Source organism: Atopomonas sediminilitoris (assembly GCF_022601735.1).
Taxonomy (GTDB): Bacteria; Pseudomonadota; Gammaproteobacteria; order Pseudomonadales; family Pseudomonadaceae; genus Atopomonas; species Atopomonas sediminilitoris.
The window spans coordinates 109,576-128,179 of record NZ_JAKUMM010000009.1; the positions used below are offsets into that span (position 1 = coordinate 109,576).

Genomic DNA, 18,604 nt, shown 5'->3' on the forward strand with positions numbered 1-18,604 from the left:
CTGAGCGATGCCCTTAGAAAATCTTAGCCATATCAGCAACCGACGTCACACCGCTGCAACACGGGCTGCCTAGCATCCTCCCACGTCCTCACCACGCAAGCCCTAGCTGACGTTATAACGACCCAGGAGTGAATCACCATGCGTAAGCCCCTCAAGCACTGGCTGGCCCTGTCCGGCACCCTGCTGGCCCTCTCGGCCCAAGCCAACACCGAACTCACCGTGTACACCGCACTCGAAGCCGAAGACCTGAAAAAATACGCCGAGCGCTTTAACCAAGCTCACCCCGACATCAGCATCAAGTGGGTGCGCGACTCCACCGGCATCATCACCGCCCGCCTGCTGGCAGAAAAAGACAACCCGCGCGCCGACGCCGTGTGGGGCCTCGCCGGCACCAGTTTGATGCTGCTGCAAAAAGAAGGGCTGTTGCAGGGCTATGCGCCCAAAGGGGTAGAAGCCTTGGCTCCGCTGTACCGCGACAGCCAAAACCCGCCGCAGTGGGTGGGCATGGATGCGTGGATGGCAGCGATCTGCTTTAACACCGTGGAGGCCAAGAAGCACAACCTGACCCCACCGCAAAGCTGGCAAGACCTGACCAAGCCGGAATACCAAAACCACATCGTCATGCCGCATCCGGCCTCATCCGGCACCGGCTATTTGGATGTATCCGCTTGGCTGCAAACCTTTGGCCAAGACAAGGGCTGGGCCTACATGGACGGCCTGCACCAGAACATCAAGAGCTACACCCACTCAGGCTCCAAGCCTTGCAAGATGGCCGCCAGCGGTGAAGCGGCGATCGGCATCTCGTTCGCCTTCCGCGGTGCACGTGAGAAAGAAAACGGCGCGCCATTGGAGCTGATTTTCCCGCAGGAAGGCTTGGGCTGGGAAATGGAAGCCGCCGCCATCATCAAAGGCAGCAAGCACAGCGCCGCCGCCCAAACCCTGATGGATTGGGTCGTGAGTAAGCCCGCCAACGAGCTGTACAACGAAGGCTACGCCATCGTCGCCATGCCCGGTGTGGCCAAGCCGGTGAAGTACTTCCCCGCCGAACCCGAAAAGCTGTTGATCAAAAACGACTTCGCTTGGGCGGCGCAAAATCGCGACAGCATCCTCACGCAGTGGCAGAGCCGCTACGAAGGCAAAGCCGAAGCTCAGTAATTCACCCTGTTCCACGCCGGCGCCTGACGCCGGCGTGTTTGTGTTTCTAGGAGTTGCCATGCACGCCCACGGATTAAGCCTTGCCAACATCAACAAGCACTTCGGCCACTTTCATGCCCTGCGCGACATTGATTTGCAGATCAACGCCGGCGAGTTGGTGTGCTTTCTCGGCCCCTCCGGCTGCGGCAAAACCACGTTATTGCGCATCATCGCCGGCCTAGAGCAGCAAGATCGCGGCAGCATCACGCAAAACGGCCGCGACATCAGCGCGCTGCCACCGCGTGAGCGCGACTTCGGCATTGTCTTTCAGTCCTATGCGCTGTTTCCCAACCTCAGCGTGTTCGACAACGTCGCCTTTGGTCTACGCAGCTTGAAGTGGGCTAAAGCCGCGATCAAAACCCGCGTCATGAGCCTGCTGGACTTGATCGGTCTGGCTGACCAAGCGCGCAAATACCCCAATCAACTGTCGGGCGGCCAACAGCAACGCGTCGCGCTCGCCCGCGCCATGGCACCCGAGCCCGGCCTACTGCTGCTGGACGAGCCGCTCTCGGCGCTGGATGCCCGCGTGCGCCAGCACTTGCGCCGCGAAATTCGCAGCCTGCAACAGCAGCTCGGCGTGACCACCATCTTGGTCACCCACGATCAAGAAGAAGCCCTGACCATGGCCGACCGCGTGGTGGTGATGAACCACGGTGTGATCGAACAAGTCGGCAGCCCCTTGGAGATTTACCAGCAACCGGCCAGCGCCTTTGTCGCTGACTTTGTGGGCGCGATGAACTTTGTCGACTCCACCCTCACCAGCACCCAGCAAGCGCAAGTGGGCGAACAACTGTTCAACCTGCCCAGCCCGGCCGGCCAGCAAGGCAGCGCGTTGCGCTTGGCCATTCGCCCCGAAGAAGTCGAGCTGTGCTCGCGCAGTGGCGACAGCCTGCCGGTGGTGGTTGAGCAGTTGGATTTTCTCGGCACCTATATCCGCTCGCACGTGCATGTGCCGAGCCTCAATCAACGCCTGATCGTTGATATCGACCCACGCAGCGCCCGCGCCCTCAACCTAGCGCTGGGCCAACACTTGGGTATGCGTTTGCCTGCCAATGCGCTGCGCTGCTTTGCCGCTTAATCAATCTTGTGTTGTCGGGGCGCCCATGCGCCCCGTGAGGATGTTCTCTTGAAGTTGACTGCCACCGCCGCGCACGCGCCCTTCACGCTGCCCTTGTCTGCCCGTCAGCGCGAGAAGCTGTTTTGGGCTTTGTTGATGCTGCTCGCCCTCGCCGCCTTTGCGCTGCTGTTGCTCGGCCCGCTCTACAGCTTGTTATCCAAAAGCGTGGCCGATGGCAGCGGTCAGTTCGTTGGGCTGGCCAACTTCAACGCCTACTTAGCGGGTGGCGGCATTCAACGCGGCCTCAGCCATTCGCTGTGGATTGCCAGCAGCAGCATGCTGATTGTGGTTAGTCTGGCCTTTGCTTGCGCGTGGGCACTCACGCGTACCCGTCTGCCGCTGCGTGGCGTGATTAAAGCGCTGCTGATGTTGCCTATTTTGGCGCCGTCGCTACTGCCGGCACTCAGCCTGATCTACCTATTCGGCGAGCAAGGCATCTTTAAGAGTTGGCTCGGCGACACCTCGATTTATGGCCCGCTGGGTATTGTCTTGGGCTCCTGCTTTTGGACCTTCCCCCACGCCTTGATGATTTTGCTTACCGCCATGAGCCACGCCGACGCCCGTCATTACGAAGCCGCCGACGTGTTGCGCGCCTCGGCGTGGCGCACCTTTTTCACCGTCACCCTGCCTAACGCCCGCTACGGTTTAGTCAGCGCGGCCTTCGTGGTGTTTATTTTGGTATTCACCGACTTTGGCGTGCCCAAGGTGATCGGCGGCAATTACGAGGTGCTGGCAACCGACATCTACAAACAAGTCATCGGCCAGCAAAAGTTTGAGATGGGCGCGGTGATCAGCGTGCTGTTGCTGCTGCCGGCGCTGCTGGCCTTTGTCGCTGACCGCTGGGTGCAACGCCGCCAAGCCGCCAGTGTCACCGCCCGTGCGGTGCCCTACAGCCCGAAAACCAACCGCCGCCGCGACCTGACCGGCGCCTTGCTGTTGTCACCGGTCTTGGGCTTTATCTTACTGGTGGTCGGCATGGCGATTTACGCCTCGCTGGTGCGCTACTGGCCCTACAACTTGGACTTAACCCTGCGTAATTACGAGTTCGGGCGCATGGATGGCGGCGGCTGGAGCGCCTACGCCAACTCGCTAACCTTGGCCAGCCTCACCCTGTTGGTAGGCACCAGCGTGGTGTTCTTCAATGCATGGCTGAGTGAACGCACCCCGCAGCCCAAACCGCTGCTGGCGTTGTTTCAGCTGTGCAGCTTGCTGCCGCTGGCGGTGCCGGGCCTAACCCTCGGCTTGGCCTATATCTTCTTCTTTAACCACCCGGCCAATCCGCTGAATGGCTTGTACGGCGGCATGGCCATTTTGGTGATGTGCACCGTGGCGCACTTTTATTCGGTCGCCCACCTCACCGCCCTGACCTCGCTCAAGCAGCTGGATCAGGAGTTTGAAGCCGTAGGGCAGTCACTACGGGCCTCGCGCTGGCGCATGTTGCGGCAAGTCACCCTGCCGCTCAGTGCGCCAACCTTGCTCGATATCGCCTTGTACTTGTTCGTCAACGCGATGACCACCGTGTCCGCGGTGATCTTTCTCTACGGCCCAGACACCGCTCTGGCGGCCGTCGCAGTGCTCAACATGGATGAGGCCGGCGACACCGCGCCGGCGGCGGCGATGGCCGTCACCATCATGGCCACCTGCTTGCTGGCCAAAGGCGTACACTGCCTGTTGAGCCTGTGGCTCACCCGCCACACGCAGCATTGGCGCGGACGCGCTTAACATGAGCGGCCTAACCCTGCTGCTGGTGTTGTTATCCGCTCTGGCGCATGCCAGTTGGAATTTAGCCGGTAAAAAAGCCAGCCCCACGCTGGGCTATTTTTGCTTGGCCTCATGGTGGGGCTTTTTACTCGGCTTGCCGGCCGTGCTGCTACTGGCATGGCCGCTGCTTAGCGCCTTAACCGCCCCCATCTGGGGCTGGCTGGTGCTCACAGGGTTGTGCCAATGCCTGTATTTGTGGGGGCTGGCTAACGCCTATCAGCGCGGCGAGCTCTCGGCGCTGTACCCGTTGATTCGCTCCTCGCCGCTGATTTTGCTGCTGATTGGCAGCCTCTGGTTAGGCACCGCCGAACGCATCAGTACGCAAGCCGTGGTGGGTATTGTGTTGATCGTCGGCGGCTGCTTTTTTCTGCCCATGCAACGCTTCAGTGATTGGCAATGGCGCAACTACCTCAATCAAGCCACCTTATTCGCCCTGTTGGCCGCCACGGCCACGGCCGGTTATTCGCTGGTCGATGACATCGCCACTCGCGCGATCCGCGAGCTACCCGAACACAACATGAGCCATGCCGGCATCGCCTTGGTTTACGTGGTGCTGCAGGCCGGCACCGCCAGCGTCTGGACCTCGTTAGCCATGCTACTGCCGGGCGAGCGTGCACAATTTAAAGCCTTACCCATAGCGTGGCACAGTAGCTTGTTCACCGGTGTGATGATGCTGGTCACCTACGCGCTGGTGGTGTGGGCCATGGCCTACGCCAGCGATGTCAGCTACGTGGTGGCGCTGCGCCAAGTCAGCATCCCGATTGGCGTAGGCTTGGGCATCGCCTTGCTTGGCGAGCGCATGAGCGGGCCCAAACTGCTCGGCGTGAGCATCGTAGTGAGCGGCTTAGTGCTGGTGGTGCTGGGCTGAATCCCGTCGATCGGCTATGGTGACGCAACTCTGTTAGGAATTGCCCCATGAGCCACAACGAAGACGAAGCCTTTAGCGAGAGCAAACTGCTCGAAGCGGTGGAAAACCAACTGCGCGACAATGACCCCGCATTCGTACAAGCGGTGCTCAACAAGCTGACCTTAGTCGGCCAAGCGCGCGAAGAATCGCTACAGATGATGGCGCTGGTGCTGGCTTATTGCATTGAACAAATGCTGCGTGAAGAGCACGCCAGCTTTGATCTGGCCAGCTACGAAGCGCACCTGCGTAACCTGCCCGATTTACCCCCAGCCTTTGACGAAGACTGATCTGGCGCAAGTTCAACAGCCAATCGCCAGCTACACTCACTGCAACATCCCTGCTCGCACCGACCGTGTTTGTCCTTAAGGAGTTGTTATGGCTTTTACCGCCGAGTTATTGGCCGAAGTAGAAATGCTGGCCCTGTTCAACCTGAGCAATCACCAAGAAGGCCTTAAAGTGCACCACGATGCGGCCGACAGCCTCGTTGCGGCCGCCAACCGCCTGCATCAAAAAGGCCTGATCAGCCTCCCCGATGGCGGCTATTTAACCAGTTTAGGGCTCGACGCCGCTGAGCACGCGCAAGGTCTGCTGACCATTCTGCGCAGCTAACGGCCGGCCCACACACAGGGCATCCCGTGGTCAGCTCGCCGGAAATTCGTCCGCAGATTGACGACGGCATCGACCGCAAAACGCTCACGCAACTGCGCGAGCGTTTTCTTAAGGTCAATGCCGGTCGTTTAGATCGCGCGCAACAAGCACTACCAACGCGCCAGCAACTGGTGCTGACCCTGTTGCCGCTACTGTTTCACGTCAATCACCCGCTGTTACCCGGCTATGTCTCGGGCAGCACGCCGGCTGGCTTGTCACTGTACGAGCCCGACGAGCGCGTGCTGCAAGAGGTCGCCCGCCTTACTCGCTCCTTTGCTTATAAGCGCCAGCGCAATGCCCCAACGCCGATCTGGAGCCTGTTTTTAATGGGCAGCATGGGCACCGTGGCGCACTCTGATCACAGCGACCTCGACCTGTGGGTCTGCCACGACCCCGCGCTGAACAGCCGCGCGCTGGATGAACTCGCGCGCAAGTGCGAACTGCTCACCCTGTGGGCCGCATCGTTAGGTGCCGAAACCAACTTTTACTTGGTCAACCCTGAGCAATTTGCGCGTGGCCAGCGCACCAGTGATTTATCCGCCGAAGACTGCGGCAGCGCGCAGCATTATCTGCTGCTGGATGAGTTTTACCGCACCGCCATGCACCTAGCCGGGCGCTACCCCCTGTGGTGGCTGGTGCCGGTGTACGAGGAGCTACGCTACAACGAATACTGCAACATCCTGATCGACAAGCGCTTTATTCGCGCCGAAGAAACCATCGACTTTGGCCATCTGGCCTATATCCCACCCGGCGAGTTTATCGGCGCCGGCATGTGGCAGCTGTTTAAAGGCATTGAGTCACCGTACAAGTCAGTGCTCAAACTGCTGCTGACCGAGGTCTACGCCAGCGAGCATCCGCAGGTGGAATGCTTAGCCCTGCGCTTTAAGCAGGCGGTGTACCGTGGCCAGCTACAACTGGACGAGCTAGACCCGTACATCATGGTGTACCGCCGGCTGGAGGAATACCTCGCCGCGCCGGCCGAGCGGCAACGGCTTGAGCTGGTACGCCGCTGCTTGTACCTGAAGATCAACCAAAAACTCAGCCGCAGCAGCCGTTACGAAAGCTGGCAGCGCGAAGTGGTGCAGCGCTTAGCCAATGAATGGCATTGGGACGAGCGCCAGCTGGGCCTGCTCGACAGCCGCAGCCAGTGGAAAGTGCGCCAAGTGATCGGTGAGCGCAAACAACTGGTCGGCGAGCTGACCTACAGCTACCGCTTCTTATCGCAATTCGCCCGCACCCAGCAGGCCGAAGTACCGCTCAATCGCCGTGATCTAGGCGTACTGGGCCGACGCCTGTACGCCGCCTTCGAGCGCAAAGCCGGCAAGGTCGAGTTCATCAACCCCGGCATCGCCCCCGATCTGGCCGAAGACAACCTCAGCCTTGTCCACCTCGACAGCGAGCAATACGCCAACGAGCCGCAGTGGGCGCTGTATCAAGGCACGCTCGGCAGCAACGAATGGTTTGATTACAGCCCGCTTAAACGCAGCCGCGACCTAATCAGCCTGCTGGCGTGGTGCCAACGCAACGGCGTGATCGACAGCGGCACCCGCTTGGCGTTGCATCCGGGGCAAAGCGAGTTAGGCGATGTTGAGCTGTCGCAACTGCTCGCCAGCTTGCAGCAGAGTTTTCCCACCCCCTTCCCTGCCATCCCAGAAGACGCCTTGCTGGCCCCCGCGCGCCCTGTGCAAATTTTGCTGCTGGTGAACATTGGCCTCGACCCGCTCAAACACATCACCCAGCGCAACCTGCAACTCACGACCGCACGCACCGACTCGTTGGGCTATTCGGGGCTGAAAGAAAACCTCGTGTTGACCTTCGACCAGATCACCCTCAATAGCTGGAACGAGCTGTCGGTGAGCCGCCATGATGGCCCGCAAGCGCTGCTCGATTGCTTGGCCGATTTACTGGGCAGCATCCCCGCCGGTGTGCCCGCGCCTTTGCTCGATGTGCGCTGCTTCTCGCGCAATCGTGGCCCGGCGATCAGTCAGCGGCTGCACGAGTTATTCCAAGAAGCGCTCAGTTGCCACCTCAGCGACCTGCCGCAACGCTTGCTGATTCAAGTACAAAACCATTTCCACTTGCTCGACTGGGCCTACGGCACCCCCCGGCCACTGCACTTGACCGATCGCCAAGAGTTAATCGAAGCCCTCGGGCAAGCACGGCCAAGCTTCAGCCCCATCAGCCTCGACCGTCACGCTCTGGAGGACGATGAGCTCAATTTGGTGCTGCAAATGGGCCGCGAGCACTGTGTGCAAGTGTTTTATCGGCGCGACAACGACCAAGGCACCGTGTATGTGTTGGATGAGCACAACAGCCTGTGGCAACGCCAACTGAGCTGCCGCGACGACACCAGCTTGCTGCTGCCGCTGCAACGCTTTTTAAACACCGTGCTGTTCCGCCGCCTGCATGCGCTGCCGTTGGACGACATCGCCAGCCCGCCGGAAGTGTTGTTTTATGAAATCGTGCCACCGCCACCGCTCAAGGCGCAGCGTTTAGAACGCCGCAGTGCGCCAAGCGACCGCGGCTTGCAGGCTTCTTACCAAGTACAGGCCTTGATCGAGCCCCACCCAGCCAGCGGCCGCGAACACATCACGCTGTACTGCGATCACCGCGAGTTTTCCGAGCTAGAGTACGGTGCCAAGGTTTATCAGGCGGCGGCGCGGCATATTCTCAGCCAACGCCAAGGCGGTGAACGCTACCCTTGTCACCTGACCGATCTCGATTTGTCGCGCTTATTTAACGAAGCGCAAACGCAAACCGTGCATTACTTACGCTACAAGCGCGACATTGAAGACACCCTCAACAAAGCCTTACAGCGAGCGTAGCGATGGCATGGATAACCCTGGGCCTAGTCGCCCTCCTCAGTGGCGGGTTTTATTGGCGCTGGCGCCGCCAGCAGCAGCTGAAGCTAATTAGCCAATACCCACTGCCCAGCCAACTACGCAAGGCGCTCCACAAGCGCTACCCACACTTACAAGAAGCCCAACTGCAGCTGGCGCAAGACGCTCTGAGGCAGTTTTGGCGGCTCTGCCATCAAGCCGGCCAGCGCCAAGTGGCCATGCCCTCGCAAGCGGTGGATGTGCTGTGGCACGAGTTTATTTTGCACACCCGCAGCTATCAGCAATTTTGCCAGCGCGCCTTTGGCCGTTTTTTGCACCACACACCGGCCGAAGCCATGCACAGCCAACGCCAAGCGCAAGAAGGCATCCGCCGCGCATGGCGCTTGGCCTGTGCCGATGAAAAACTCAGCCGAAATAACCCCTCGCGCTTGCCACTGCTGTTTGCGCTGGACGCCCAGCTGGTGATTCCCGATGGCTTTAGCTATCAGCTGAACTGCCAACCCGGCACGCAGGATTACTGCGCCAGCCATATTGGCTGCGGCAGTTGCGCCAGCGGTTGTGGCGGCGATAGCAGCTGCAGCGGTGGAGGCTGCGGTGGCGATTAGGCGCCTAGGGCTATTTGGACTACTGCTTAGCCTGTGCAGCCAAGCACTGGCAGCCCCGCCCATTGTCATCGGCGCGGAAGACGATTGGTACCCGTTCACCGGAATTTACCAACAACAGCTGCAAGGCCTTTCGGTCGAGCTGGTTGAAGCGGCGTTTGCCGCCAGTACCACGCCTATCACCTTTAAGGTGTACCCCTATGCCCGCTGCATGCACTTGGCGCGCATCGGCAAACTGGCCGGCTGCTTTAACACCGCCGCCGACGCCAGTTTGAGCAAAGACTTCGCGTTTTCTGCCGAGCCGCTATTTCGCGCGCCAATTCTGCTGTGGCAACAACGCCGCGATACCCGACAGATTCAACACTTCAGTGAGTTAGAGCTGCAGCGCGTCGCCGTCACCTTAGGCTACGAGTACGGTCCTGCGTTCGACAATCAGCGTCTGATTCACCGCGTCCCCACCCGCAAAGATCTGTTTGGCCTACGCATGCTGGCGCGCAAGCGCGTGGACTTTGCCGTGGCGTACTTGGGCACCACCTTGGCCTTGTTTGAGGACCACCCCAAGCTGTCCACGCAGGTGCGCGCCGGCGGTGTGATTGCCAACCCAGAGCTGCACCTGTCTTTTTCCCGCCGCCACCCTCAAGGGGCCGTGGCTAAGCAGCGCTTTGATGCCGGCTTCGCCACCCTAAAAAGCAGCGGCGAATACGCGCGTATTGTTCAGCGCTGGCAACGTTATTTGGGGGATGGTGCGCGCTACCCCGAACTCACCCCGTAAGCTCAAACACCGGCCTCAGCGCTGCACCGCATCATTCACCGGCGCTTGCGAGTGTTGCAGCGCATAGCCGTAGCAGTCCGCCAAACTGTGGTTATCGCTAAGGCTGGCGTAACTGGCGGCAAACTCCACCGTTTGGCCGTGATGCTGATAGCGCCAGTCGCCACAAATAGCCATCGGCGTTTGCGGCACTAAATCACTGTCGTTGACGATGCGAAAGGCATGCAAACAGTGCTGGTCGAGCCAAGCCGCAAAGGCCGGATTACCGACCCGCGGACTGCCAAAGCTGTAGTAATCCAAGGTGCGCTGCGGCCAACGACTGCGCAAATCCGCCAAGGCCAAACTGGCCAGTGCGCCGCCTAAACTGTGGCCGCAAATCACCACCGGCGTCTGCACCGGGTAGCGCGCCAACGCCGCCAGCAAGCTTGGTTTGATTGACTGGTACAACAGCAGAAAACCGGCATGCACACGGCCCTCGGCGGGCTCCCACGGCACGCTGACTTGCCGCGCATCTAGGTCATCCAGCCAGTCTTCAGCACTGCGTGTGCCACGCAGCACCACATAAACCTTGGCGCCGCCTTCTTGCACGGTGAAACCAAACGGTTCCGGCTCATTAAGCAGGCCATGGCTGCGTTCGCCGCTCCAGATTGGCTCGGAAAAATGCCAGCCCAAATCCGTCGGCGCCGACCAATGAAACGCCTGTGCTTGGCGCGGCTTACCTTGCTCACACCATTGCTGGTATTGCACATACGCCTGCTGCAGCCACCGCACCGCCACACGGGCTTTACCGGGCTCAAAGTGCGGCGGATAACACAAGGGCAAACCAGACATAGCCACCTCCGTCGAAGATTGATCCCGCCTGCGCGGGCAAAAAAGCCGCACAACTTAAAGCGCGGCTTTTGACGTTAAGTTTAGGCAAGAATGGTTTTTTTGCTGGCAGAATTCCTGCGCTCGCCCTGCACTATGCGGCTGTATTGGCTCACCAATAACACCCGCACAACGCAACAAACGGCCATGTATCAAGCACTGACTGGGCGCCTCAGAAACCGTGACGAGCGAACAGATCATCCTGCCCGGTGGCTAAGCGCAATACGCGGTTATAGGGCGCTTGGGCTAGCACCTCCGCCAGGCAAGCCGGCTTATTGGTGATGATCGCATCGACGCCAGCATCCAATGCGCTGGACATCGACTGCGCACGATCCACCGTCCAGAAGAAGCTCTTGCGCAACTGACCAACGGCATCGCGGCGACTGGTTAAGGCTTGCAGCCAAGGCATCCAATGCGGCATCGGCTTCAGGATGTCGTACACCACCGCCCCAACGCCCACAAACGTCGCTCCCGTCGCTTCAACCTGCTGCACCCATGCCGCTGGTGTGAGGTCGCCGTAATCTTCTAGGTACGAGTCAAACGCACAGGGGTACAGCTCTGCCAACGCCGTGCGGAACTCGCCGGCGGTATTGCCCGGCACCGACATCACCACTTGGCGTGGCGCAATCCCCACTGCCAATAAGCGCTCGGCCAAGGTGCGGGCATAGTGCGCAGGGGCAATGGCTTTATCTTGCTTGCAGTCGAGCATAACCATCGCCAGCGCGCCGCTATCAAGCAGCCCTTTAAGCTGCTGTAGGTAAGCGTCAAAGTCGCGGTAATGCGTGTAGGCCACATCCCCAATGTGGTAGACGTAAAAGCCGACACTGTCGCCCAGTGACTTGGGGGTGAGGTCGCACTCGATCGCATTAGCCCCCGCCGCCACTGCATCGCGAACCTTGGCTTGGGTGCTGCACCGATGCGCGATGTTATAGAACGGCCGCGGGGCATCCAGCGGTGTCACGCTGACCATACCGCTCCACAAATCCGCTTGGGCGGCGAAGTACAGCTCAAACTCCACCCCGTGCGCAGCGCCATGCAGCGTCACCTCCAACAATGCGCGCTGATAGCCGCCACTGTGCTTATCCGCAATGGTCTCGCTGACTAATGGCTGCCGCGCGAGCAAGGTGCCGCCCTGCCAAGCGCGCAACTCGCCCAACAGTTGGCCCGGCTTGCTGTCATGCCAAACCTGAAAGATCACCCCGTAATGCCCTTGCGGCAGCGCAACCGCCTGCGTGCGCAGAAAACTGCCCGCCGGCGTAGCACGGTCATGCGTCCAGGTTTTAATCCACTCAGGGCTGATAGAGCGCGATAGCCGCCCTATGGCATGGGTTTGCCCTTGCAGGGGTAACCAACTGGTGAACGTCGGCGCGGCGGCTGCCGCCAGTGCGCTCGGCGCAACAGTGGCCAGCACAGGACTGGCCGCAAAGAGCTGTAAAAGATGACGGCGCTGCATGACGATCTCCCTCAATGAGCCTGCAAAGCGCGCACGCTAATGCAAAGGCTCGCCGCGTCAAAGATCAGGCGTCAGTTATCTTGCTCAGCTTTAGGTGCCTGATGCAGCGCCAAGCCGCGCGCGGCGGGGCCTGCAGCACGCGACCTAACTTTTGACGAGATCGGCGCCTAATGCCTGCGCTAGAGCGGTTTCTGCTGCGCCAAGCGGGCCTTAGCCGCGTGGCAAATAGCCTGTCGCTGGGCGCTATCGGCTTGGCCCCACTGCAAAATTTCTGCAAGGCTACGACCACAGCCGAGGCAAATGTCGTGCTCATCCAAACAGCAGCGCCGCACGCAGGGGGATGGCGGCGCTGTGTGGCTGGCTGATGAGTCGTGAGGCGGCGGGTTAGAGCCCGGCGATCTCGAAGCTGTCACCGGTTTGCTCCTCAAACACACGACTTAATAGCTCACCCAAGCTTTCTTCGCTGGCAGGGCAATACCAGCGCGCTGCGGCGCTGTCGTAATTGAGATGAAAACCACCGGAGCGCGCCGCAACCCATAGCTGCGACAGCGGCTCTTGGCGACTTAAGATGACTTGACTGCGATTGGCAAAGCGCAGGGTTAATACGCCGCCGGCGTTTTCCACATCCACATCCAAGTCGCTGTCATCCAGCGCGTCTTCGACGGCATTTTGGGCGGCGTCGATCAAATCGTGAAATTCAGCCGAGCTCAAAGCCATGGCAACTACTCCTCAAGGTTGCAGATGGGGGGAAGTTGGCGACGGTACTCTGCTGGCGTCTGCCCCGTCCAGCGGCGAAAGGCACGGGTGAGCGAGCCGCTCTCGGCAAACCCAATCAAAAAGGCGATTTCCGCCAACTCCAGCGCGGGGTCACGCAAATAATGCAGCGCCAATTGCTGCCTTGTTTCATCCAACAAGCCTGAAAAGCTTAGCCCCACCTCCGCCAGTCGGCGCTGTAAGGTGCGCACACTCAAGTGCATCTCACCGGCGAGCCATTCTAAGCTGGCGTTATCTTCCGGCAGGCGCTGGGCAAGCAGCTGCCGCGCCTGATCCAGCACGTTATCGCCTTGGCGCAAGCCGCTGAGCAGACGCTCGGCGTAAGCATCGAGCATTAAGCGCACTTGTGAGTCCGCCTGCCCCAACGGGGTTTGCAGGATACGCCGCGGGAACACCAAGGCATTATCGGTCTGGGCAAAGCGCACCGGACACGCAAACAGACGCGCATATTCACTGCAATCGGCCGGCGCCTCGTGCTGAAAGCGCACCTCCGTCGGACGCTCGCTCACACCGCTGATCCAATAGCCAAAGGTCAGCCAGCTGGCGAGGGTTTCTTCACACACCTGCACGCGCTGTTGCGGCCAGTGCGGCGTCCATGTCAGCGCCACGTGGGGTTCAGCGCCCACGCTGGCATCATCCACCAGCAGCACACGACCCAAGTTGCCGACCAGCTCGGCATAGCGCGCTTGGCGATGCAGCGCGTCAGCCAGCGTGGCGCAGCTCATCACCAAGTAACCGAGCACGCCGTAGTAACCGGGGCGAATCGCCTCGCCCAAGTGCAGGCCTAAGCGGGCATCGCCGGTGAGTTCAACCGCGCGCCCGAGCAAATCCAAATAACGGCTAGCGGCAATGCGCTGCTCACGCTGGGCCAACAGCGCCAACGACAGCCCGGCACTGTCTAAGAAAGCCTCGGCGTCATGGCCTTGGCGCACCAAGTAATCCACCAAGCCTTGCACATAGGCCACCGAAACTGTGCTGGCAAACGCGACCGCCTGAGTCATGGCTACTCCTTATCGTAATGCCTAAATCGTACCGCCAGCCCTCGCGCAAGCCCAGCATTGGCGCGCATGTGCATAGGCAAGGCGCGGCGCGCGCGGGTATACTGCGGGCATTTTTCAGCTCGAAGAAAAGGATTGCCCCCATGAAGCGTCTGCCCTTGCTGGCCGTGATTTTTGCTGTGTTGCTCGCTGGCTGTGGCCAGAAAGGCCCGCTGTACCTGCCGGATGATGAAAAAGCCGCCAAGGAACACGAAAAAGACGTTTACGATCTCTAAGGGGACATCCATGCAAGCCTTTACCCGCCAAGGCCAAGCCTTACACGCAGAAGGCGTGGCCTTGACGGCGATTGCCGAGCAGTTCGGCACGCCCACCTACGTTTACTCGCGCGCGCACATCGAAGCCAGCTTCCGCGCGTATACCGACGCGCTGCAAGGCTGCGAGCATCTGGTGTGCTTTGCCGTGAAAGCCAACTCTAACTTGGCCGTCTTGAACGTACTGGCCAAGCTCGGCGCAGGCTTTGACATCGTCTCGCGCGGTGAACTGGAGCGCGTACTGGCCGCCGGCGGTGAAGCCAGCAAAGTCGTGTTTTCCGGCGTTGGCAAAAGCCGTGACGACCTGCGCCGCGCGCTGGAAGTCGGCGTGCACTGTTTTAACGTCGAGTCAGCGGCGGAGCTTGAGCGCTTGCAAGAAGTGGCCGCCGAGATGGACGTCATCGCGCCCATTTCGCTGCGGGTTAATCCTGACGTTAACCCCAAGACCCACCCGTACATTTCTACCGGCTTAAAAGAGAACAAGTTCGGCGTCGACATTGCCGCCGCTGAAGCGGTGTATCTGCGCGCTGCCAGCCTGCCCAACATCAATGTGCAAGGGGTGGACTGCCACATCGGCTCGCAACTGACCGAGCTGGAACCCTTCCTTGACGCGCTCGATCGCTTACTGGCGTTGATCGACAGCTTGGCCAAGCAAGGCGTGAGCATTCACCACCTCGACCTCGGTGGTGGCTTGGGCGTGCAATACCGTGACGAACAACCCCCGCTGGCCAGCGATTACATCCAAGCGGTGCGCGAGCGCTTGGGCCAACGCGCCTTGAAGCTGGTGTTCGAGCCTGGCCGCTCAATCGTTGCCAACGCCGGTGTACTGCTGACCAAAGTCGAGCTGCTCAAGCACACCCCGCACAAAGACTTCGCCATTATCGATGCCGCGATGAATGACTTGATTCGCCCTGCGCTATACCAAGCGTGGATGGACGTCCAAGCCGTGACGCCGCGTGCCGGCACCACGCGCCAGTACGATTTGGTCGGGCCGATTTGCGAAACCGGCGACTTCCTCGCCAAAGACCGTGCGCTGTGCTTAGAAGAAGGCGATCTGCTGGCCGTGTGCTCGGCCGGCGCCTATGGCTTTGTCATGAGTTCGAACTACAACACCCGCGGCCGCGCCGCCGAGGTGATGGTCGATGGCGCACAGGCACACTTGGTCCGTGAGCGCGAAACGCTCGCGTCGTTGTTTGCTGGCGAACGCCTGCTGCCGGCGGAGTAACGCCATGCTGCTGAAGTTCACCAAAATGCACGGCCTCGGCAATGACTTCATGGTCATTGATTTGGTCTCGCAGCACGCGCTGATCAAGCCCGCACAGGTCAAGCAGTGGGCCGACCGCCACTTTGGCATCGGCTTTGATCAACTGTTGATCGTCGAGCCACCGGGCGACCCCAGCGTTGATTTTCGCTACCGCATCTTCAACGCCGACGGTTCAGAAGTGGAGCAATGCGGCAATGGCGCGCGCTGCTTCGCCCGCTTTGTCAGCGATAAGCGCCTGACCACGAAAAAGTGCATTCGCGTCGAAACCAAAAGCGGCGTGATCGAACTCACCCTGAAAAACGATCGCCAAGTCAGTGTTGACATGGGTGCGCCGGTTCTCAATCCGCCGCGCATTCCCTTTGATGCGCCACAAGAGGCCATCACCTATACGCTGGACGTCTTGGGCGAAACCGTCAGCATCGGCGCGGTGTCCATGGGTAATCCGCACGCGGTGCTGCGCGTTGACAACATTCAGGCTGCGCCCGTCGAGCGTTTAGGCCCAGCGATCGAGCATCATCCGCGTTTTCCCAATCGGGTTAACGTGGGCTTCTTACAGGTCATCGACGCCCACCGCGCCAAACTGCGCGTGTGGGAGCGCGGCGCCGGCGAAACCCTCGCTTGCGGCACCGGCGCCTGTGCGGCTGCGGTCGCGGGCATCCAACAGGGCGCCCTGCAGTCACCGGTAGAAATCACCCTACCCGGCGGCACGCTGACCCTTGAGTGGGCAGGCCCCGGTCACTCCGTTATGATGACCGGACCCGCTAGTCGCGTTTACGAAGGGCAAATCCGCCTATGAGCGAGCCGCACGAGCCGTCCATCACTGCCGAACAGGTTGCCGCCTATCTGCGCGAGCATCCGGCGTACTTTGTCGAGCACGACGAGCTGCTCGCTGACTTGCTGATCCCGCACCAGCCAGGCACCGCCGTGTCGCTGGTCGAGCGCCAAGTTAAATTGCTGCGCGAGCGCAATATCGAGATGCGCCACCGCTTGTCGCACCTGATGGATGTTGCACGCGATAACGACCGCCTGTTCGACAAAACCCGTCGCTTGGTGCTTGGCCTGCTGGATGCCAACAGCCTCGAAGACGTGGTCAGCGCCGTGGAAGACAGCCTGCGCCAAGACTTTCAAGTGCCCTACGTGAGCTTGATTCTGTTCAGCGACAACCCGCAAAGCGTCGGTCGCTGGGTGTCTAGCGCCGAAGCCCACCAACAGATTGGCAGCCTCCTGAGCGCCGGCAAAACCACCAGCGGCGTGCTGCGCCCTACCGAACTGAGCTTTTTATTCCCTGGCGAGCCACGCGGGCAGATCGGCTCAGCGGCAGTCGCCAGCCTCAGCCATCAAGGCCTACACGGTGTCTTGGCCATCGGCAGCCCCGATGCCAACCACTACAAGAGCAGCATGGGCACCTTGTTCTTAGGCTACGTCGCCGAAGTGCTCAGCCGCGTGCTACCGCGCTTCGCTAAGCCGCTGCGCTCGGCGCGCTAAGCCTCGACATGCTGGCTGCGCCCCTTGAGCAGTACCTACGCCAGCTGCGCGAGGTGCAACAGCTCTCGGGCAAAACCCTAGACGCCTATCAGCGAGACCTGCAGCTGTTTTGCGATTTTCTACAGCAGCGCCAAATCAGCGATTTCGCCAGCGTGAGCAGCCACGAGCTGCGCGACCTACTGGCCGAGCGACATGCCGCCGGCATCGCCCCGCGCAGCTTGGCCCGCCTACTGTCAGCCATTCGCGGCCTCTACCGTTACCTGATTCGCCAACACGGCTTGGCTGCTGACCCGACCAGCGGCGTGCGCCCGCCCAAGCAAGGTCGCAAGCTACCCAAGACGCTGGATGCCGATCGCATGCAGCAATTGCTCGACACCCCTGCCAGCGAAGAGGACAGCTTTTTAGCCGCCCGCGATCAGGCCATGCTGGAGCTGTTCTACTCCTCAGGCCTGCGCCTAAGCGAGCTGGCCACCCTAGAGCGAGCCTCGTTGGATTTAGCCGCTGGCTTGGTGCGCGTCACCGGCAAAGGCAACAAGGTACGCGAGGTGCCGGTCGGCCGTCTGGCACGCGAAGCCATTCAACGCTGGCTCAGCGAGCGCACAGCCTGCGCCCGCACCGACACTCCATGGCTGTTCATCAGCCGTCGCGGCCAGGGCCTAACCCCACGTGCCATTCAGCTGCGCATGACCCGCGCCGGCAGCAGTCGCCTGGGCCAACCGTTGCACCCACACATGCTGCGACATTCGTTTGCCAGCCACATGCTCGAATCTTCGGGCGATCTGCGCGCGGTACAAGAGCTACTCGGCCACGCCGATATCAGCACCACGCAAATCTATACTCACCTCGATTTTCAGCACTTGGCCAAGGTCTACGACCAAGCGCACCCAAGGGCCAAGCGCAAATGAGCCGCATCCAGTTAGTGTGCTTTGATCTCGACGACACCCTGTGGCCAATCGGCGAAACCATGCGCGCGGCCGAACAGCACCTGCGCGAATGGCTAGCGCGCGAAGCACCGCAACTTGGCGCGCCCGACTTGCCCGACTGGCTGGCATGGCGTGCACAAGTACTCAAGCAAGACCCCAGCCTGCGCCATCGGTTAAGCGAACTGCGCCGCAGCGTTTTGCTTCATGCACTGCGCGAAGCCGGCTACCTCGAGCAACACTCCGAGCCCTTGGCCGAAGCCGCATTCCAAGCCTTTCTCGACGCCCGCCATCGACTGACCTTATTTCCCGACGCACTGGACACCCTACACGCCCTGCGAGACGCCAACCTACGCTTAGCCGTGCTCAGCAACGGCAACGCCGACCTACGTCGGCTCGGGCTGGATCATCTGTTTGAGGTGATTTTAAGCGCCGACGCGCTCGGCGTTGCCAAGCCGGCCAATGCGGCGTTCGCCGCCGTACTCAGCCAAGCCAATCTCGCCGCCGAGCACTGCGTGCACATCGGCGATCACCTCGACGATGACATTGCCGGCGCCAAACAAGCCGGCTTAGCCGCCATTTGGTTTAACCCCGACGACAAACCCTTCACCGGCAGCCACCCAGCCGATGCCAGCATACGCACGCTGGCCGAACTACCGACACAAATCCAAACGCTTTAAACAACACACCCGCC

20 protein-coding genes are annotated in these 18,604 nt (G+C 60.7%); 15 read left to right on the forward strand and 5 right to left on the reverse strand.

Annotated elements, in window-relative coordinates; all coding sequences use genetic code 11:
- Positions 1 to 138: 138 nt before the first annotated feature.
- The 9 genes from MKI83_RS14695 to MKI83_RS14735 all read left to right on the forward strand — a co-directional run bounded on the left by MKI83_RS14695 (position 139) and on the right by MKI83_RS14735 (position 9,841).
- Entirely contained in the window at positions 139 to 1,155 is a 1,017-nt protein-coding gene (locus MKI83_RS14695; RefSeq protein ID WP_241587887.1) for a putative 2-aminoethylphosphonate ABC transporter substrate-binding protein, read from the forward strand.
- 58 nt (positions 1,156 to 1,213) lie between these two features.
- Positions 1,214 to 2,272, forward strand: a complete 1,059-nt coding sequence (locus MKI83_RS14700; RefSeq protein WP_241587890.1) for a putative 2-aminoethylphosphonate ABC transporter ATP-binding protein — start codon at positions 1,214 to 1,216, stop codon at positions 2,270 to 2,272.
- A gap of 48 nt (positions 2,273 to 2,320) precedes the next feature.
- On the forward strand, positions 2,321 to 4,033 hold the full coding sequence (locus tag MKI83_RS14705) for a putative 2-aminoethylphosphonate ABC transporter permease subunit (RefSeq protein WP_241587892.1): 1,713 nt from the start codon (positions 2,321 to 2,323) through the stop codon (positions 4,031 to 4,033).
- 1 nt (position 4,034) lies between these two features.
- Positions 4,035 to 4,940: an EamA family transporter gene (locus tag MKI83_RS14710; RefSeq protein ID WP_241587894.1), complete on the forward strand. Its 906-nt coding sequence runs from the start codon at positions 4,035 to 4,037 to the stop codon at positions 4,938 to 4,940.
- 47 nt (positions 4,941 to 4,987) lie between these two features.
- Positions 4,988 to 5,266 (forward strand): hypothetical protein, encoded by a 279-nt coding sequence (locus tag MKI83_RS14715; RefSeq protein ID WP_241587896.1) that lies wholly within the window; start codon positions 4,988 to 4,990, stop codon positions 5,264 to 5,266.
- Between the two features lie 88 nt (positions 5,267 to 5,354).
- Complete coding sequence (locus MKI83_RS14720) at positions 5,355 to 5,588, forward strand: TIGR02647 family protein (RefSeq protein ID WP_241587898.1); 234 nt, start codon at positions 5,355 to 5,357, stop codon at positions 5,586 to 5,588.
- Between the two features lie 26 nt (positions 5,589 to 5,614).
- Positions 5,615 to 8,452, forward strand: a complete 2,838-nt coding sequence (locus MKI83_RS14725; RefSeq protein WP_241587900.1) for a class I adenylate cyclase — start codon at positions 5,615 to 5,617, stop codon at positions 8,450 to 8,452.
- Positions 8,453 to 8,454: 2 nt separating this feature from the next.
- Positions 8,455 to 9,072 carry a glycine-rich domain-containing protein gene (locus MKI83_RS14730; protein ID WP_241587902.1) on the forward strand — a complete coding sequence of 206 codons (618 nt, stop codon included), beginning with the start codon at positions 8,455 to 8,457 and terminating at the stop codon, positions 9,070 to 9,072.
- Positions 9,062 to 9,841 (forward strand): substrate-binding periplasmic protein, encoded by a 780-nt coding sequence (locus MKI83_RS14735; protein ID WP_241587906.1) that lies wholly within the window; start codon positions 9,062 to 9,064, stop codon positions 9,839 to 9,841. Before MKI83_RS14730 ends, MKI83_RS14735 begins: the two co-directional genes overlap by 11 nt.
- Before the next feature lie 15 nt (positions 9,842 to 9,856).
- Here the strand turns inward: MKI83_RS14735 and MKI83_RS14740 are convergent, their stop codons facing one another.
- From MKI83_RS14740 to MKI83_RS14760, 5 genes are all read right to left on the reverse strand, one after another.
- Complete coding sequence (locus MKI83_RS14740) at positions 9,857 to 10,669, reverse strand: lipase family protein (protein WP_241587908.1); 813 nt, start codon at positions 10,667 to 10,669, stop codon at positions 9,857 to 9,859.
- Positions 10,670 to 10,877: 208 nt separating this feature from the next.
- Positions 10,878 to 12,158 (reverse strand): PI-PLC domain-containing protein, encoded by a 1,281-nt coding sequence (locus tag MKI83_RS14745; RefSeq protein WP_241587911.1) that lies wholly within the window; start codon positions 12,156 to 12,158, stop codon positions 10,878 to 10,880.
- 179 nt (positions 12,159 to 12,337) lie between these two features.
- Complete coding sequence (locus tag MKI83_RS14750) at positions 12,338 to 12,490, reverse strand: DUF1289 domain-containing protein (protein ID WP_241588006.1); 153 nt, start codon at positions 12,488 to 12,490, stop codon at positions 12,338 to 12,340.
- Between the two features lie 52 nt (positions 12,491 to 12,542).
- Positions 12,543 to 12,875, reverse strand: coding sequence for an iron donor protein CyaY (gene cyaY, locus MKI83_RS14755; protein WP_241587913.1), 333 nt, complete (start codon positions 12,873 to 12,875; stop codon positions 12,543 to 12,545).
- Between the two features lie 5 nt (positions 12,876 to 12,880).
- Positions 12,881 to 13,933 (reverse strand): AraC family transcriptional regulator, encoded by a 1,053-nt coding sequence (locus MKI83_RS14760; protein WP_241587916.1) that lies wholly within the window; start codon positions 13,931 to 13,933, stop codon positions 12,881 to 12,883.
- A gap of 140 nt (positions 13,934 to 14,073) precedes the next feature.
- On the opposite strand from MKI83_RS14760, the gene lptM reads away from it, so the two are divergent.
- From lptM to MKI83_RS14790, 6 genes are read left to right on the forward strand one after another with little or no spacing between them, the layout of a single operon-like run.
- Positions 14,074 to 14,205, forward strand: coding sequence for an LPS translocon maturation chaperone LptM (lptM, locus tag MKI83_RS14765; RefSeq protein WP_241587919.1), 132 nt, complete (start codon positions 14,074 to 14,076; stop codon positions 14,203 to 14,205).
- A gap of 10 nt (positions 14,206 to 14,215) precedes the next feature.
- Entirely contained in the window at positions 14,216 to 15,466 is a 1,251-nt protein-coding gene (gene lysA / locus MKI83_RS14770) for a diaminopimelate decarboxylase (RefSeq protein ID WP_241587922.1), read from the forward strand.
- Between the two features lie 4 nt (positions 15,467 to 15,470).
- A complete protein-coding gene (dapF, locus tag MKI83_RS14775) occupies positions 15,471 to 16,301 on the forward strand; it encodes a diaminopimelate epimerase (RefSeq protein ID WP_241587925.1) in 831 nt (276 codons plus the stop codon).
- Positions 16,298 to 16,990 carry a DUF484 family protein gene (locus MKI83_RS14780; RefSeq protein ID WP_241587928.1) on the forward strand — a complete coding sequence of 231 codons (693 nt, stop codon included), beginning with the start codon at positions 16,298 to 16,300 and terminating at the stop codon, positions 16,988 to 16,990. Before dapF ends, MKI83_RS14780 begins: the two co-directional genes overlap by 4 nt.
- A gap of 8 nt (positions 16,991 to 16,998) precedes the next feature.
- Positions 16,999 to 17,895 (forward strand): tyrosine recombinase XerC, encoded by an 897-nt coding sequence (xerC, locus tag MKI83_RS14785; protein ID WP_370867405.1) that lies wholly within the window; start codon positions 16,999 to 17,001, stop codon positions 17,893 to 17,895.
- On the forward strand, positions 17,892 to 18,590 hold the full coding sequence (locus tag MKI83_RS14790; RefSeq protein WP_241587931.1) for an HAD family hydrolase: 699 nt from the start codon (positions 17,892 to 17,894) through the stop codon (positions 18,588 to 18,590). The genes xerC and MKI83_RS14790 overlap by 4 nt, the downstream gene beginning before the upstream one ends.
- The last annotated feature ends 14 nt before the right edge of the window (positions 18,591 to 18,604 follow it).